This window comes from Merdimmobilis hominis (assembly GCF_016901855.1).
Lineage (GTDB): Bacteria > Bacillota > Clostridia > Oscillospirales > Ruminococcaceae > Paludihabitans.
This window is the reverse complement of record NZ_JACJKY010000004.1, coordinates 24,456-41,681: the sequence shown is the minus strand read 5'-3', so window position 1 is coordinate 41,681 and position 17,226 is coordinate 24,456. Positions and strand designations below refer to the sequence as shown.

At 50.8% G+C, this 17,226-nt stretch carries 17 protein-coding genes; 4 read left to right on the top strand and 13 right to left on the bottom strand.

Features of this window, described 5'->3' with window-relative positions; all coding sequences use genetic code 11:
* Nucleotides 1–8 precede the first annotated feature (8 nt).
* Nucleotides 9–515 carry an AAA family ATPase gene (locus tag H6A12_RS03300; protein WP_204444720.1) on the top strand — a complete coding sequence of 169 codons (507 nt, stop codon included), beginning with the start codon at nt 9–11 and terminating at the stop codon, nt 513–515.
* Nucleotides 516–576: 61 nt separating this feature from the next.
* Here H6A12_RS03300 and H6A12_RS03295 read toward each other — a convergent pair whose 3' ends face one another.
* Together H6A12_RS03295 and H6A12_RS03290 are read right to left on the bottom strand one after the other, a co-directional pair.
* Complete coding sequence (locus H6A12_RS03295) at nt 577–1,929, bottom strand: MATE family efflux transporter (RefSeq protein ID WP_243415277.1); 1,353 nt, start codon at nt 1,927–1,929, stop codon at nt 577–579.
* Nucleotides 1,898–2,371, bottom strand: coding sequence for a MarR family winged helix-turn-helix transcriptional regulator (locus H6A12_RS03290; protein WP_204444715.1), 474 nt, complete (start codon nt 2,369–2,371; stop codon nt 1,898–1,900). The genes H6A12_RS03295 and H6A12_RS03290 overlap by 32 nt, the downstream gene beginning before the upstream one ends.
* Nucleotides 2,372–2,558: 187 nt before the next feature.
* Between H6A12_RS03290 and H6A12_RS03285 the strand changes: the two genes are divergently transcribed.
* Nucleotides 2,559–3,620 carry a branched-chain amino acid aminotransferase gene (locus H6A12_RS03285; protein ID WP_204444713.1) on the top strand — a complete coding sequence of 354 codons (1,062 nt, stop codon included), beginning with the start codon at nt 2,559–2,561 and terminating at the stop codon, nt 3,618–3,620.
* Nucleotides 3,621–3,690: 70 nt separating this feature from the next.
* Nucleotides 3,691–4,314 (top strand): epoxyqueuosine reductase QueH, encoded by a 624-nt coding sequence (locus H6A12_RS03280; protein ID WP_204444710.1) that lies wholly within the window; start codon nt 3,691–3,693, stop codon nt 4,312–4,314.
* A 66-nt stretch (nt 4,315–4,380) separates the two neighbouring features.
* On the opposite strand, the gene H6A12_RS03275 is transcribed toward H6A12_RS03280, so the two are convergent.
* The 11 genes from H6A12_RS03275 to H6A12_RS03225 all read right to left on the bottom strand — a co-directional run bounded on the left by H6A12_RS03275 (nt 4,381) and on the right by H6A12_RS03225 (nt 16,455).
* On the bottom strand, nt 4,381–5,103 hold the full coding sequence (locus H6A12_RS03275; protein WP_204444708.1) for an ATP-binding cassette domain-containing protein: 723 nt from the start codon (nt 5,101–5,103) through the stop codon (nt 4,381–4,383).
* Nucleotides 5,090–5,776 carry an amino acid ABC transporter permease gene (locus tag H6A12_RS03270; RefSeq protein WP_204444706.1) on the bottom strand — a complete coding sequence of 229 codons (687 nt, stop codon included), beginning with the start codon at nt 5,774–5,776 and terminating at the stop codon, nt 5,090–5,092. The genes H6A12_RS03275 and H6A12_RS03270 overlap by 14 nt, the downstream gene beginning before the upstream one ends.
* Nucleotides 5,777–5,847: 71 nt before the next feature.
* Entirely contained in the window at nt 5,848–6,621 is a 774-nt protein-coding gene (locus H6A12_RS03265; RefSeq protein ID WP_204444703.1) for a transporter substrate-binding domain-containing protein, read from the bottom strand.
* A 106-nt stretch (nt 6,622–6,727) separates the two neighbouring features.
* On the bottom strand, nt 6,728–7,588 hold the full coding sequence (locus tag H6A12_RS03260) for an RluA family pseudouridine synthase (RefSeq protein ID WP_204444700.1): 861 nt from the start codon (nt 7,586–7,588) through the stop codon (nt 6,728–6,730).
* A 14-nt stretch (nt 7,589–7,602) separates the two neighbouring features.
* A complete protein-coding gene (gene recG, locus H6A12_RS03255; protein ID WP_204444699.1) occupies nt 7,603–9,648 on the bottom strand; it encodes an ATP-dependent DNA helicase RecG in 2,046 nt (681 codons plus the stop codon).
* A gap of 71 nt (nt 9,649–9,719) precedes the next feature.
* Nucleotides 9,720–11,360: a DAK2 domain-containing protein gene (locus H6A12_RS03250; RefSeq protein WP_204444697.1), complete on the bottom strand. Its 1,641-nt coding sequence runs from the start codon at nt 11,358–11,360 to the stop codon at nt 9,720–9,722.
* Between the two features lie 30 nt (nt 11,361–11,390).
* Nucleotides 11,391–11,747: an Asp23/Gls24 family envelope stress response protein gene (locus tag H6A12_RS03245; protein WP_204444695.1), complete on the bottom strand. Its 357-nt coding sequence runs from the start codon at nt 11,745–11,747 to the stop codon at nt 11,391–11,393.
* Nucleotides 11,748–11,848: 101 nt separating this feature from the next.
* The gene (locus tag H6A12_RS03240; protein ID WP_204444693.1) at nt 11,849–12,670 is read right to left on the bottom strand and encodes a TIGR00282 family metallophosphoesterase; all 822 of its coding nucleotides are present in this window, start codon (nt 12,668–12,670) and stop codon (nt 11,849–11,851) included.
* Nucleotides 12,667–14,004: a hemolysin family protein gene (locus H6A12_RS03235; RefSeq protein WP_204444692.1), complete on the bottom strand. Its 1,338-nt coding sequence runs from the start codon at nt 14,002–14,004 to the stop codon at nt 12,667–12,669. Before H6A12_RS03235 ends, H6A12_RS03240 begins: the two co-directional genes overlap by 4 nt.
* Before the next feature lie 230 nt (nt 14,005–14,234).
* Nucleotides 14,235–15,371 carry a ribose-phosphate pyrophosphokinase gene (locus tag H6A12_RS03230; RefSeq protein ID WP_204444691.1) on the bottom strand — a complete coding sequence of 379 codons (1,137 nt, stop codon included), beginning with the start codon at nt 15,369–15,371 and terminating at the stop codon, nt 14,235–14,237.
* 232 nt (nt 15,372–15,603) lie between these two features.
* Entirely contained in the window at nt 15,604–16,455 is an 852-nt protein-coding gene (locus H6A12_RS03225; protein WP_204444690.1) for a MerR family transcriptional regulator, read from the bottom strand.
* 78 nt (nt 16,456–16,533) lie between these two features.
* Between H6A12_RS03225 and H6A12_RS03220 the strand changes: the two genes are divergently transcribed.
* On the top strand, nt 16,534–17,190 hold the full coding sequence (locus tag H6A12_RS03220; protein ID WP_204444689.1) for a YitT family protein: 657 nt from the start codon (nt 16,534–16,536) through the stop codon (nt 17,188–17,190).
* Nucleotides 17,191–17,226: the final 36 nt, after the last annotated feature.

Genomic DNA, 17,226 nt, shown 5'->3' with positions numbered 1-17,226 from the left:
GAAATCAAATGAAAACAATCTATCTCATCGGCGGAACCATGGGTGTTGGAAAAACAACCGTATGTAAGCAGTTAAAGCAAGAGTTATGTCACAGCGTGTTTTTGGACGGTGACTGGTGCTGGGATGCCAGCCCGTTTGTCGTAACCGAAGAAACAAAGGCAATGGTGCTCGATAATATCTGCTATCTGATCAATAATTTTTTACATTGCTCGGCTTATGAAACGGTCATTTTTTGTTGGGTCATGCACCAGCAGTCCATCATTGATTCGATCATCGAAAAGCTTGACCTCTCGCATTGCGAACTGAAGTGTGTTTCCCTGATTGCAGATGAAATTCATTTGCGTGAGCGATTAACCGCAGATGTCGAAAAAGGAATCCGTACTGCTGATGTGATTGAAAGAAGTATCGCAAGAATCCCGCTGTATCAAGCGCTTGACACGATTAAAATTGATACCAGCAACAAAACGGTTCCAATGATTGTCGATGAAATAAAGGGACTCACATCCTGTAAATGATCGAAAACAAAATGAGGCACGCTCCCCAAGGAGCGTGCCTCATCTGTTTTACATAACGTTTTTATTCGTTTCTTTTCTCTTTTCCATAGTGGTAGACCGCACGGTATTTCCGGTAGCAGATCACACCGACGACGAGTGCCAATGCCTCTGCCACGGGAACGGCAATCCATGCGCCGTCCACGCCAAGCCACAGCGGGAGCAAAAGCAGTGTGCCCACCAAAAAGACAAGCGTGCGCAGAAACGATAAGAGTGCGGAAACGGCGCCGTTTCCAAACGCGGTGAACATCGCCGAAAGGAAAATATTGACGCCCATAAACAAATACGCAGACGAGAAAATCAAAAACCCGCGCTTTGTGAGTGCATAAACGGGACTTCCCGGCCGGATAAACAGTGATACTGCCAAATCTGCGCCAAACACTGACAGAATAATCACCAAAACAGAACAGCCAAGCAAAAACCACAGGCTTGTTTTCACCACATAACGAAGCTGCTGTTTGTCGCCTGCACCGTATTTATAGCTGATAACCGGCGCGATGCCCTGTGAATAGCCGAAATAAATCGCCGCCTGAATAAACTGGACATACAAAATCACAGTGATTGCCGCAACGCCGCCTTCGCCTGCATAGCGCAGCATCGTGAGATTAAAAAGCATCGTCGTAATCGCAACCGAGAGGTTGTTTACAAGCTCAGACGAGCCGTTTGTACAGGTATGAAGCAGTTTCCCGCCCTCAAATTCCGGTTTTGCAAACCAGAGCGTTCCTTTTCGGCTTACAAAGAAATAGCAGACACCGTAAAGTCCCGGAATCATATAACCGATGCCTGTGGCAAGTGCCGCGCCGGCGATTCCCATATGAAACACGGCGATAAACACATAGTCTAAAACGATATTCGTAATGCCGCCCAATGCCGATACCAACAGTCCGACGCCCGGTTTTCCCTCGGTAACAAAAAAGTTCTGTGTTCCGACCTGCAAAAACAGCATCGGCGCAAACAGGCAGAGCACGGTGAGATATTCTCTTGCATAGGAATAAAGCGTTTCGGTCGCACCGAGCAGCGAAAGCAGCGAATCCATGAGCAGCAGGGTAATCGCTGTGGCGGCAATGCCCATCAGCGTTCCCACAATGTAAACAAGCGAGAAAAACCGCCGTGCTTTTTCCGGCTGTCCCTCACCGAGCATGCGGGCGATGATGGCGTTTGCACCGGAAGTAAACATCAGCGAAAGTGCGAGCACCACGCTCATCACCGGATAGACGACGTTAACGGCCGCCAGTGCATCCTCGCCAATCAGCCACGACACAAACGCGCCGTCGACCGACGTATAAAGCGACATGAACACCATCATCACGATGGTTGGAAATACAAACAAAAGCAAGCGCGGCAGATTAAACTTCTGTGCCAGTTTTGTCGATTGCATGGGTTTTGATCTCCTTTGCATAAAGTTCGTCTAAATCGGAAAGCATCGTACAGAACGTTTCGATTTCCTGCGGGGAATATTTCTCGCACATCCGCTGTGCCACCTTTTTGCCCATTTCATCGTAAAACACATATTCCGGAAGTGTTTCTTCGTTGACATACAGATAGTGCACGCGTTTATCCGTTTCGCTCTGTTTTCGGTAAAGATAGCCCTTGCGGATGAGTTCATTCACCTTCATAATAACCGCCGGTTTTGAAATATGAAGCACATCGGCAAGCGATGACGCCGTATAAAATCCGGGGCGTCCATAAATCAAGTCTACATACAAAAGGCTTCTGTATGTCAGTCTTGATTCCGGACCGTATCGGTTCATCATATACATTTCATTCAGCGTATAATCATGAAAAAAACGGCTGACGGTCTTGATGAGCTTCTGTTTCATGCGTTCCACCTCAAAATAAGTTCAATTTGCTTATATAATATCGCTTATCTTTTTGAGTGTCAACATCTTTTTTGCGGTTTTTCGCATTCTTTCTCTTGTCATCGCTTTAAAGGAGTGATATAATATATAGTTAATAACCGGATTTCACCGGCATTTTATTATCCTGACGGAAAGAAGGCTGTTGTTGATGGAAGAGATCAAAGTGACCCTCACCGAAACACCAAAGCAAAAACCCGCCGAAGACGCACTGGGATTCGGCAAATATTTTACCGACCACATGTTCATGATGGACTACAACGAGGAAAAAGGCTGGCATGACCCGCGCATCATTCCTTACGGACCGATTGCGCTTGATCCGTCTGCTTCCGTGTTCCACTATGCGCAGGAAGTATTCGAAGGCTTAAAAGCATACCGCACCGCTGACGGCACCATTCAGCTGTTCCGTCCGGAGGAAAACTTCAAACGCTTAAACAGCTCGAACGATCGCTTGTGCATTCCGCAGGTGGACGTCGATTTCTGTATCAAAGCACTCTCGAAACTGATCGAGGTCGAAAAAGACTGGGTTCCGCACGCAGAGGGCACTTCCCTTTACATCCGCCCGTTCATTTTTGCATGCGAGCCGGTTTTGGGCGTTCATCCGTCGAAAGAATATAAATTCATCATTATCCTTTCGCCGTCCGGCTCTTACTACGCAAGCGGTTTAGCACCGGTCAAAATCTATGTGGAACCCGAATATGTCCGCGCGGTCCGCGGCGGCACCGGCTTTACAAAAACAGGCGGCAACTATGCTTGCTCCTTAAAAGCACAGCAGGAAGCAAAAGGCTATTCGCAGGTACTGTGGCTCGACGGTGTTGAGCGCAAATACATCGAAGAAGTCGGCGCAATGAACGTGTTCTTCGTCATCGGCGACGAGGTTGTCACACCGGCACTGCTTGGAAGCGTACTCCCGGGTATTACAAGAAAATCGTGCATCGAGATCCTGCGTTCGTGGGGATACACCGTAAACGAGCGCCGTCTGTCGATCGACGAAGTCGAAGAAGCGGCGAAAAACGGCCAGCTCAAAGAGATGTTCGGCACCGGTACGGCGGCAGTCGTCTCTCCGGTCGGTGAGTTAAAATACAAAGACGACGTCATCGAAATCAGCGGCGGCGAAATCGGCGAACTGACCAAACGTCTCTACGACGAACTGACCGGCATTCAGCTGTCAAAACGCGAAGACCGTTTCGGCTGGATTACAAAAGTCTGCTGAGATTGCGCACAAACACAGCAAAAAACGGCACCGGATGGCGCCGTTTTTTCTTTGCGGAAAGGAAGCTTTCATGAACAAACGAAACTATCAGCGTGAGTTGGACGCGTGCATTGCGCGCCACGAAGCTGCCGGTGAACGGCCCACACTTCTGCTCCATGCATGCTGCGCACCGTGCAGCAGCTATGTGCTCGAATATTTGTCGAAATACTTTGCGATTACGCTGCTTTTTTACAACCCGAACATCTCGCCGACAGCGGAGTACGAAAAACGCGCGGCAGAACTAAAACGGCTGGTGGACGAAATGGCACTTTCCTCACCGGTACAGATTGCGTCCTGCAATTATGATGCATCGGAATTTTTTGAAGCTGTCAAAGGGCTCGAACAGGAACCGGAGGGCGGTGCACGCTGCACGGTTTGCTACACGCTCCGGCTCAAAGCGGCGGCAGCATACGCCAAAGCGCACAGTTTTGACTATTTCACGACGACACTGTCGATCAGTCCGCTAAAAGATGCGGTACGGTTAAACACGATCGGCGAAGCGCTCGGCAAGGAAGTGGGCATCCCCTATCTCTGCTCCGATTTTAAGAAAAAAGAGGGCTACAAACGCTCGATTGTACTCTCAAACGAATATCATCTCTACCGGCAGGACTACTGCGGCTGTATTTTCTCAAAACAGCAAAGACACAACCCATAAAAAAACGAACCGGCGTTCTGAATATCAGAACGCCGGTTCGTTTTGGATACCGTGTATCCAAATTTATCACAGCACTTTAGACAAGAAATCTTTCAGTCGCTCGTTTTTGGGGTTTGTAAAAAATTCTTCAGGTGCAGCCTGCTCGAGCACTTTGCCGCCGTCCATGAACAGGATGCGGGTGCCAACCTCGCGGGCAAAGCCCATCTCGTGCGTGACAACGACCATCGTCATGCCGTCATCGGCAAGCTCTTTCATGAGCTCGAGCACTTCGCCGACCATCTCCGGGTCAAGCGCACTCGTCGGCTCGTCAAACAAAATCACATCCGGATTCATCGCCAGCGAACGCACGATTGCGATACGCTGTTTCTGTCCGCCCGAGAGCATGTTCGGGTAGATATCCGCTTTGTCAATCAGTCCGATTCGTGTGAGCAGCTCGCGTGCACGCGCTTCGGCCTGTTCTTTTGTCTGGAGTTTAAGCATCACCGGTGCCAATGTGATATTCTGCAGCACGGTCAGATGCGGGAAAAGATTGAAATGCTGAAACACCATACCCATCTTCTGACGGATGCGGTTGATGTTGCATTTTTTCGTGTTGATCTGCTCGCCTTCAAACCAGATTTCACCGCTGTCCGGCGTTTCAAGCAGATTTAAGCAGCGCAAAAACGTACTTTTTCCGGAACCCGACGGTCCGATCACGACCACTTTTTCACCTTTTTGAATCGTTTCGGTAATCCCGTCAAGCACGACGTTGCCGTCAAAGCTTTTTACAAGATTTTTAACCTCGATCACTGCGTGCCAGCCTCCTCTCAAGCAATGCAAACAATTTCGTCAGTCCGAATGTGATGAGCAGATAGATCACTGCAACAGTAATCAGCGGAATCCATGCATTGTAGGTGGCATTTCGGATCAGATCGCCTGCTTTGTTCAAGTCGGCAACTGCGATAAAGCTCAGCACGGATGTCTCTTTGATGAGTGCGATAAACTCGCTTGTATAAGTCGGCAGCGCCGTTTTGACTGCCTGCGGAATGACAATGCGCCACATCGTCTGCGCACGGCTTAAACCAAGCGAACGGCCGGCTTCCGTCTGACCGATATCAACGCCCTGAATGCCGGCACGGAAAATCTCGGTGACATATGCACCGGAGTTGATGCCGCATGCGATGATTGCAACCAGATGACGGTCCATGCCAAACGATGCAAAGATGACAAAATAGAAAATCATCAGCTGGGTTGCAAGCGGAATGCCGCGGATGATGGTTGTATATATATTTGCAACGGCACGGAGCACTTTTGATTTTGAAATTTTGCAAAGCGCTAAAAGGCAGCCGATCACGGTACCGATGAGCACGGCGCAGACGGCGATATAGATCGTGTTCCAAAGGCCTTCCAGGAGCAGTACCCAGCGTCCGCCTTCAATCATGACCCGATAAAAATCGTTGAAGATCCCGACAAAAAAGTCCATGCGTTTCCCTCCTTATGACACGGAATACCGGACGGTAAATGCCGGCCGGTACTCGCTTTGATGTTTCTTAATTATTTTCTGACAATGACAACCTGCTCGGAAGCGTAGTATGTATCGGAGAATGCAACCTCTTCTTCACGCTCCGGTGTAACGGACATGCCAGCTGCGATGAAGTCGATGCTGCCTGCCTGCAGTGCTGCGATCAGGGAGTCAAACTCCATGTTGATGATTTCGAGCTGTTTGCCCATGCCTTTTGCAATGTACTGCGACATGGTGATGTCAAAGCCAACGATGTCGCTGCCCTCGGTGTACTCAAACGGCCAGAACGCTGCGTTTGTACCCATTTTCACGGTTTCGCCGCTTGTCGGTGCAACATTTTCCGGAATGACGATGTTGCCGTCTGCCGGCATGAACGCGCCGGTCAGTTTGTCGTAATCGCCGTTTTCTTTCATCTCAGCGATTGTTTTGTTGATCGACTCAAGCAGTGCGGTGTCGTCTTTTCTGACTGCGATTGCGTATTCCTCTTTGGTGAAGCGCAGATCAAGGATTTTCAGATCGTCGTTCTGCTCAACGATACGCTGTGCCGGCAGTTCGTCGATGACAACTGCATCAATGCCGCCGTTTTTTAAGTCGAGTGCAGCATCCATGCCGGATTTGAATGTGATAACCTCGGAATCGGTGTTTTCTTCACACCAGGTCTGTCCGGTGGTACCCGACTGCACGCCGATTTTTAAACCGTTTAAGTCTTCTGTGGAATTGATGGTGACCTGTTTTTTCTCAGCGCAGCCTGCAAAGGTCAGTGCACAGAGAACAACGGCCATGAAAAGTGCTGTGATTTTTTTCATAACGTGAGTTCCCCCTCAACAAATTTGTTCCCGTTAGGGATGATGGTACTTACTGTACCACATCTCTTTACAAAATGCAAGCATTTTTTGTATTTTTATAACACGTTTATTCATTTTGCATGAGAATACGCCATGTTTTATTCATTTCTATGCAAAAAGTCACCGGTTTTCCGCTGATCGGATGTATAAAATGCACACGGCTGCAGGTGAGCGCCTGCCTGCCCGGCTCGCCGCCTGTGCCGTACATCGTATCACCGGCAAGCGGATGCCCGATATATGCCATGTGTACGCGGATCTGATGTGTACGTCCCGTTTCAAGCGAAAGTTCAAGCAGTGTATAGTGCTTACTCCGCGCTTTGACCCGATAATGCGTGACGGCACGCTGTCCGTCGGCGCGCACGCCGCGTTTCATCTGGTGGGGAACAAGCTGCACGATCGGTGCATCCACGGTGCCCTCATCCTGCCCGACCGTTCCGCAGACAAGCGCTGTATACGTCTTTTCGATCTTTCCTGCCAGAACAGCCGCCGCATGGGTGTTTTTTGCACAGACACACAGTCCGTCCGTATCGCGGTCAAGCCGGTAGACCGGACGGAACACGGCGTTTTCTCCCATATGCGCCGCATACACATTGGCAAGCGTATCGACCTGGTGCAGCTTGGACGGATGCGTCGCTAAAAACGGCGGCTTGTTATAAATAATCAGATCATCATCCTCATAGACGATGGGAACCTGCATATCGGACGGCGTGGTCGTCGCCGTCGTGTCCGCAAGCGTAATGGCAATCCGGTCGCCTGCAAAGATGGAATCGACCATGCGGATATGCACGCCGTTTCGCTGCACACACGCAGGCTTTTGCTTTAAACTGCGGATCGTCCGCCTCGAAAAGCCGTGCTCTCCCATTAAAAATCGTTCAAGCTTCATGCCGTCGTGCGTGTTGTCAATCGTATAGCAAAGCGTTCGTTCCATGTCTCCCCCCTTGTTCAGTTGAGCGTTGTCTGTCCGCTCTGCAAAAACATCCGCTGCACGCTTTTGCGCAGACCGCGGTGTTCATCCGATGAAAGCGGCGGGTCCTTTGCCAGAATCTGTTTGGCGCAGTCCTGTGCCTTATGCAGAAGGCTTGTGTCGTTTACGAGGTTTGCAATCCGCAGCTTCGGCAGTCCGTGCTGACGGCTTCCGAAAAAGTCGCCCGGGCCGCGCAGACGCAAATCCTCCCTTGCAATCACAAAGCCGTTTGACTCACGCTTCATGACATCAAGCCGCGCTTTTGTTTCCTCGCTTTGGTTATCAGAAACGAGAATGCAATAGCTTTCAAACGCGCCGCGTCCGACGCGTCCGCGCAGCTGATGCAGCTGGGAAAGGCCGAACCGTTCGGCGTTTTCGATCATCATGACGGTGGCGTTCGGCACATCGACGCCGACCTCGACGACCGTGGTCGACACAAGCACATTCGTTTCGCCGCTTGCAAACGACTGCATCAGCGCGTCTTTTTCCTTTGGCTTAAGTTTTCCGTGCAATAAGCCGATTTTGACATCGGCAAGCGGCGACTCCGCGAGTGATTCGACATACTGCTTGACCGACGAGAGCGCCAGCGTTTCGTTTTCGTCAATCAGCGGGCACACGATATACGCCTGTCGTCCTGCTCTGATCTGCTCGCGCACAAACGAGAGTGCGCGGCGGCGCTGTTTTGAGGGAATCACCGTCGTTTTGATCGGTTTTCGGCCGCCGGGCAGCTCGGCAATCTGCGAAATGTCAAGGTCGCCGTAGATGAGCAATGCGAGTGTGCGCGGAATCGGTGTCGCCGACATGACAAGCAGGTGCGGATGATTGCCCTTTGCGCACAGTGCCGCCCGCTGCGACACACCGAAGCGATGCTGTTCGTCTGTCACGACAAGTCCGAGCGCGTGAAACGACACTTCCTCCTGCAAGAGTGCGTGCGTGCCGGCGATCACCTGAATCTCACCGGACGCGAGCCGTTCCTTTTGGTCGCGGCGGGCGGCTGCGCCCATGGAACCTGTCAGCAGTCCGCACGAAATGCCGAGCGGTGCGAGAATTTTTTCGAATGTGCGCGCGTGCTGTTCGGCGAGAATCTGCGTCGGTGCCATCACGGCGGTTTGCAGTCCGTTTTTTGCGCACACATACGCGAGCGCCGCCGCAACCATTGTTTTGCCGCAGCCGACGTCGCCCTGGCACAGCCGGTTCATCGGCACATCGCCCTGCATGTCCGCAAGCGATTCGCGGATGGCAGTCATCTGCCCGTTTGTGAGCGAAAACGGCAATGATTCAAGAAACAGCGCAAGCGACACATCAGACACAGAAACGGACGTCTGCACGCGGTTTTTCTGACGCAGTAAATGCATCGAAAGCGACAGGGTCAGCAGTTCTTCGAAGATAAGCCGCTCTCTTGCAACCGCGAGCGCATGGCTGTCCGGCGGGAAATGAATCGTTTCGAGCGCATAGCGAAACTGACAAAGCCCGTATTCCCGACGCACACCCTCGGGCAGTTTATCGCTTAAGCAATCACCCCAGACGTGCAGTGCTTCCCGCATATGCGACTGTACCTGTTTATTTGTAATGCCCTGCGTGAGCGGATAGACGGGATACATCTGCGATGACTGCGCGTCGGAGAAGATCTGCGGCGAGCGCATCTCTTTTTTTAAGAATGTGCCGTCCATTTTGCCGTAAAAAAGGTACGTCTCTCCCTCCTCGAGCATAGCAAACTGATAGGCGGAGTTGAAAATCGTGACCGTCATGGCTCCGCTGTCATCCGACACGAACACCCGGAAGATCGAAAGCCCTTTGCGAATACGCTGTTCGCCCTGCTTGCGCATGACGGTTGCCCGCACAACATACACTTCGCCCGGCTGTGTTTCCTCAATCGGAATCGGGTGCGACAAATCGAGATATTCGCGCGGAAAATGAAGCAGCAGCTCACCGATGGTGGTAATGGACAGCTTTGCGTACAGCTCTGCCCGCTTTTTGCCGACACCTGCAAGCTTTTCGACCGAATCGCGCAGTGTAAGCGCCATACTTTTCCTCCTTTCCCGCATACAAAAACAGGCAGGAATCCCCCTGCCTGTTTTTTCGCTTTTAAAAAGCGTTATTCGACTGAAATCATGTAGTAATAAACAGGCTGACCGCCGTTTATCAGGTTCACTTCAAAATCAGCGCCGTATTTTTCCGCCACAGCGTCACGCGCACGCTCTGCCTGCTCATCGGTCACGTCGCTGCCGTAGATGAGCGTGATGAAGCTTGCTTCACGTTTTTTAATCAGGTGCTTGACCAGACGCATGAGCGCTTTCGTCAGATCACGGTCGGTAAAGTCGAGTTTGCCGTTATCGAGCGCCAAAATCTCACCTTTTTTGATCGAATGACCGTCAAATTCACTGTCGCGTGCCGCAAACGTGATAAGACCTGTCTGAACCTGATCAAACTGCTTTGTCATTGCAACGCGGTTGTCGCTGTAGCTCTGCTCCGGGTCAAATGCGAGCATTGCGGAAATGCCCTGCGGAACGGTGCGTGTCTGGAGCACGCAGACGTTGCGGTCTGCAAGTTTGACTGCCTGCTCTGCCGCCATGATGATGTTTTTATTGTTCGGCAGAACGAACACGGTTTCCGCCGGTGTCAGCTCAATCGCACGCAGAATGTCGTCGGTGCTCGGGTTCATGGTCTGACCGCCCGAAACAACCTGATCTGCGCCAAGATCGGTGAACAGCTCGCGCAGTCCGGCACCTGCCGCAACTGCCACAAAGCCAAACGGTTTTTCCGGTTCCACCGGTGTGTAGCCGGCTTTTTCCGTTTTTTCCGCTTCTACGACTTTCGACTGATGCTGCACGCGCATATTGTCAATTTTAATATTCACAAGCTGGCCGAATTTTAAGCCCGCCTGAATGGCGTTGCCCGGGTCGTTTGTGTGGACGTGGACTTTGATGATATCGTCGTCATCGACGCAGACCACGCTGTCGCCGATCGACTCAAGATATGCACGCAGTTTCATCGGATCTGCTGCATCCGGCTTTTTGTCAACGATGAACTCGGTGCAGTAACCGAATGTGATCTCGCCGTCTGCCTCTGCGACAACGCTTGCAGGCGATTTTGCCTTCGGTTTTTCCTCGTTTGCCGACTCGATCACCTCGCCGGTGCGGAAGGTGTGCGCCATACCTTCAAAAATCACGACAAAGCCTTTGCCGCCTGCATCGACGACGCCTGCTTTTTTGAGCACCGGAAGCTGCTCTGGTGTTTTGTCGAGCGCTTCTTTTGCCGCACGGATAATCTCATCCATCACGATCTGCGGATCGTTTGTCGAAAGCGACAGCTCTTTTGCCGCCTCTGCCGCCAGCCGTGCAACCGTCAAAATAGTGCCCTCGGTCGGTTTCATGACAGCTTTATATGCCGCCTGCACGCCGATCGACAGCGCTTCTGCCAGATCCTGGCCGTCTGCTTCCGTTTTGCCCTTTAATCCCTTGGAAAAACCGCGGAATAAAAGCGACAGAATAACACCCGAGTTGCCGCGTGCACCGCGTAAAAGTGCGCTTGCCGCCACGTCAGCCGCTTTTTCGACCGTCGGGTTTGTGAGCAGTAAAAGCTCACGCTTGCCTGCGCTGATGGTCATGGACATATTGGTTCCCGTGTCGCCGTCAGGAACCGGAAAGACGTTTAATTCGTCAACCATTTGCTTCTGGTTTTGAATATTGTTTGCGCCGGAAATAATGGCTTTCGCCAAAAGACTTCCATCTATCACAATCAAACACTCCTTGTTTCGTGATTCTCGTTATTCCTGTGCAGTCATGCCGTCGACAAAGACATTGACCCGCGCCACGGAAAATCCCGTGTTTTCCTCCACCGCAAAACGCACCTTGTGCGCAATGCTTTTGACAATTGCCGAAATGTTCATTCCATACGAAACGATGATATGCAGATCGATAACGAGCTTTTGCTCCTTGACCCGCACGGTTACCCCTTTGTTTTCAGGTTCTTTTCCGAACAGCTTTGAAAGAAACGTCTCTTTCCGTGAACTGTGGGAAAGTCCTGCAACACCATAGCAGCTCACCATTGCGCTTTTGACGAGACTGACAAAGTACGCCTGAGAAATGTCAATCACACCAAGATGATTTTCATATTTCACCATACCGATCTTCCTTTCCTGCCGCCCTTGCGGTCACGTTTCTCTGATTCCTATTATAATGCAGCCGGCCAAAAGCCGCAAGCGTTTTTCACCGTTTGGTCCGATTATGAACGCTCTGCTGTTGTCTGCACCGTTATTTTGTGCGTTTGCGCATCAATTCTTGCAAGAAACGAAACAATTCCCGTACTGCGTCCTGTTTTCTTATCGAGTGTGACGCACACGCCGCCCATCACGCACGGTTCTTTATCGTCCACTTCAAACCGCACCGGCAGATTCGTGCGAAGCCGCTCAATCACGCGTTCCGGCTTTACGCCGAGCGCCGAATGTTCGGGACCCGTCATGCCGACATCGGTGATATATGCCGTGCCGTTTTTTAAAATCTGCGCATCAGCTGTCTGCACATGTGTATGCGTGCCGAACACGGCGCTCACACGGCCGTCCAAATAAAATCCGAGTGCACGTTTTTCACCCGTTGCCTCCGCGTGAAAATCGACAACCGTATACGTCGCGTCATACTGCTTTAAAATCTCGTCCATCGTATCAAACGGATTTTTAAGCGGGTCTAAAAACGATGTGCCCATCAAATTGACGACGAGCAGAGAAAACGATCCGCCGTCATACAGGTAAACACCGTTTCCCGGTGCGTCCGGACGGTAGTTTGCGGGACGGATGATCTGCTCGTGCGAAGCAAGATAGTCGTACATCTCAAACCGGCGGAACACATGATTGCCTGTAGTGATGACGTCCGCTCCGCTTGCAAACAAATGCTCCGCCGAACCGGGCAGAATCCCGTTGCCGATGGCTGCATTTTCGCCGTTTACAATCGCAACATCTGCGCCAAACTGCCGTTTTAGCTGCGGCAGACACGTCCGCACCATCTCGCATCCGCACTGCGACACCACGTCGCCGATCATCAGGATTTTCATGCTTCCTCCTGTGTTGTTTCTTCTTCCGGAACACGCTGTGCGAGAATCCGCACAATGCGGCGCTCTTCAATTTTTGTCACGGTGAACAAAACGCCGCCCACGGTGACTGAGGGTTGTTCGCCGTCCCCTGGAATCCGTCCAAGCAGATTGATGACCAGTCCGCCCAGTGTGTCGGTATCCTCGTCGGCATCTAAATCAATATCAAACAGCTCTTCGACCTTTTCAATCGACACGCCGCCGTCAAACGAAACACTTCCGTCCTCAAGGCGTGCGATTTCTTCCTCTTCGCTGTCATATTCGTCCTGAATATCGCCCACGATCGATTCAATCAAATCCTCCATCGTGGCGATGCCTGCTGTGCCGCCGTATTCGTCCACAATGACTGCCATATGCTGTTTCGATTCTTTGAATTGTTTAAACAGCATCCGACAGCGTGTCGATTCGGGCACATAAATCACAGAATGCATGTGTTCAGCAAGCGGCTTATTCGAAAAATCACAGTCCCCCACAAAACACAGCAAATCTTTTGCGTATACGACGCCGACAATGTCGTCGATGTCGTCTTTGTAGATCGGAATGCGCGAAAATCCCTCTTCGATGACGAGTGAAAGCACATCCGAAAGCGACTGGTCGATGCGTGCCGCACAAATTTCGGTTCGGTGCGTCATGACGGCGTCCACCGTGCGGTCGTCAAACTCAAACACGTTGTTGATCATCTCACGCTCCGACATTTCGATGGTGCCCATTTCGTTGCCGGTGTCCACCATCAAGCGGATATCCTCTTCCGAAATACCCTCTGCCGCTTTGTTCGGGTCATGGCCTGCCATGCGCACAAACAGCCGCGTCAGCGCTGTCAGCGGCCACACAACGACACGCATAATGCCGCCCAAAACCGGGAAAAGCCGCAGCATGAAATATCCGAATGATTCTGCGTGATAGGAAACAAGCTTTTTGGGGAACAGATAGCCGAATGTGACAAGAATCACCCATTCAAATAGAATGACACCCGCTGTGCCGAGTCCTTTAGCCCATGCGTCTGCCTCTGAAAGCCAAAGCGTCTGCACCGCATGCACAAATGTACCTGTGGAAATCAAAGCCGCCGCAATCAGCAGTGTGAGCGTACTTGCGCCCGCATACAGTGAAAAATCAAACTGTTTTTTCTTGATGGCGTAAAGCTTCTGCGCTTTTTCGTCCTCTTCCTCTTCCGCAAGCCGCTTTAATGTACTGCCGCTCAAAGACGCAACAGCCGTTGCTGCCGCCGAAAAAAACATAGCGATCAAAACAAGCAGCACAAATCCTGCTGCCGTCCAAATATATCGCCCTATGTCGTCCATGCATAAACTCCTTTCAAGGAAGGAAGCCTCCCGCGGTTTCCCGGCCTGCGCTCTGCCCTTCCTGCAAAGCTCTGCACGCTTTAGCACGCACAGTGACCGGCACCCGACAAAGTCCGGATGGCGGATATATAGAATGATACAGTATATATCATATCGTTTTTTTGCATGATTGTCAAACAAAGGCGCAAAAAAAGCAGGATTCCAGAGAATCCTGCTTTTTTGAATACCGATTATTTTTCTGCTGCTGCAAGCTCTGCTTCGTGTTTTGCAAGGAGTGTTTTGATCTTTGCAAACGGATCGATGAGGCTGCTGGTCGAATTGTCGTGGTTTAATTCCTCGATGATATATGCCACATATTTGGTCATATCTACTTCGTGATACCACGGTTTTGCACGGAGTGCATCGCTTCTGTAGATCAGGTTTGTTGTGAAGATGCCGTCGAACATTTTTTCTTCGTACATTTTGTCGAACATCTCAAGGCCGTGTGTGAACAGACCGAACGAAACGAATGCATAGATGCGGCGCGCACCGCGTGCTTTTAAGTTTTTGAAGATGTCGAGCATCGAATCACCCGAAGCGATCATATCGTCGACGACGATGATGTCTTTGCCCTCAACGCTGTTGCCGAGATATTCGTGCGCTTCAATCGGGTTTCTGCCGTTGACAATCACCGAGTAGTTACGGCGTTTGTAGAACATGCCGACGTTGACACCCAGCACCGACGAATAGTAGAGGCAGCGCGACACACCTCCCTCGTCCGGGGAAATCATTGCAAGCGACTCGTCCTCGATGCGGATATCCGGTACGACTTTGGTGAGTGCTTTGATCATCTGATAGGTCGGCTGGAAGCTGTCGAATCCGGACATCGGGATTGCATTCTGTACGCGCGGATCGTGTGCATCGAATGTGATGATGTTGGAAACGCCCATGCTCACGAGCTCCTGCAGTGCGAGTGCACAGTCAAGCGATTCACGCGACGAGCGTTTGTGCTGTCTTCCTTCATACAGCATCGGCATGATGACGGTGATGCGTTTTGCTTTGCCGGAAGCTGCGGAAATCATACGTTTTAAATCCTGGAAATGATCGTCCGGACTCATCGGGACGTCCATTTCGTACATTTTATAGGTCACGTTATAGTTAAAGCAGTCGGTGATGATATACAAATCCTTGCCTCTGACCGACTCGCGGATCAAACCTTTTGCCTCACCCGAAGCAAAACGGGAAATCACGGTGTTCACCACATAGCTGTGGTCTTTTTCATTGTGCCATGTGCGCAAGTAGTTCTCCACCTGCTCGACAAATGCTTCGCAGCCCGGCATGCAGATAATGCCGAGATCGCCAATCGTTTCACTGTGCAAACGTTCCATAGTATCCTCCTGCTTTCACAAAGTGATAGTTTCCATTTCAACACGCCCAAAACGAACAAAGGGCGCAAAACTCTATCTTTATCATAAGAAAACCGTCGCATTTTGTCAATGTAAACGCCTCATTCCGTTTGTTTTTTCTCCGTAATGCAAAAAACAAGCGTTTTTTTTCGTTTTTTGTGTGTCGTTGTCCACAAAGCCCGGATTCTTTTGCGCATTCCCTTTTTCCTTTTCTTTACTCTTTTTCACAGCTTGATTTCTCAAACGGCAGATGGATCTGCGTCACATATTCCTGCGGCGAACGGGAAGTAAAGCTGTCGAGCACACAGTATTCATACGAATATCCGCACGGCGAAAGCCCGTTTTGATGCAGAAATGCAATCATCCGCTCATATGTTTCGCCGATTGTTTCGTATGTTCCCTTGTGATAGCCGCACAGATATTCGCCTGCCGGCTTTTTATGCACCAAAAACGCACCGTGTGTGTTCTTCGGCCGTTCACAGAGCGGCAAAAATGCACATTCGGCGGCTGTATATGCACCGCGCAGAATCGAAGATACCGGAACCGTCACGCCAAGCAGATATTCATAGCCGACCTGCGCGTCTGCACAGCGCAAAAGCAGCTGCTTGGTCGCAAGATCGACGTCAAACAGCGTGTACGGCGGCGTCACCGGCTGCATCGCCAGATACTGGGCATGCGGCTGTGTATAAAACGTAATATCGTCCGCACCGGTTTGCAGCGCGCGAAGCGTTTCGATTTTTTTCGAAAGCCGTTTGACGATGCGCTTTTTATGCGCAATCTCATCTTCGAGCAGACGTTTTTGCTCCTCCATATACACGGCGGTGCCCACGCCGTTTCGTCCGTCCAGATATACACGGATTTCCGAAAGGGAAAGTCCGATTTCCTTGAGCATCAAAATCGTGTCGAGCGTGGGAAGCTGTGCGGCGCTGTAGTACCGGTATCCGTTTTTAGAATCGACATACGCCGGCGAAAACACGCCTTTTTTATCATAAAACAAAAGCGTCTGCTTCGAAATGCCGTGAAGCTGCGCCATCTCACCGGCAGTAAAAAAGTGTTTGCGCGTCATTTTTTAAAACCTCTTGACTGTATAGTTACTATATCCTTTATACTATCGGAAGAGGCGAAAAAACACAAGGAGGAAATCATGCATCTTTTTTCACGGTATTCGCACTTTTTTTGCCGGCGCACACTGTTTCGCATTTTGACGCTTTGTCTTGGCGCCATGATTTTAGCGTTCGGCATGTTTCATATTCACAACCGCACCCACATCACAGAGGGCGGCATTTTAGGGCTTACGCTGTTTATTCAGCACTGGACCGGCATTACTCCCGGTGTATCGGGCATTGTACTCGACAGTCTTTGCTATCTCATGGGGTTTAAACTGCTCGGCAAATCGTTTTTGGTGTTTGCCGCATGTTCCAGCGTCTTTTTTTCGATGTGGTACAACCTGTTTTCGATGATCGGCTATATATTCCCCGATTTAAGCGACCAGCCGCTGCTTGCAGCACTGATTGGCGGCCTATTCGTCGGTGTCGGTGTCGGGCTCATTGTACGCGCAGGCGGCGCTTCGGGCGGCGATGATGCACTCGCACTTATTATTCACAAAAAAACGCCGTTAAAACTCGCACAGGCGTATTTTATCACCGATTTTATCGTGCTCATGCTCTCGCTCTCGTATATTTCGCTTCATAAAATCGCGTGCTCGCTTCTGACTGTGACGCTTTCTTCTTTTTTGATTGGGAAAATTCACGGACTGAGTTTCCCGAAGAAAAAATCACAAGACAACCAAAGCCAAACGTGATATAATACGATGTGCGGCACAATCGCCGCATTCGTA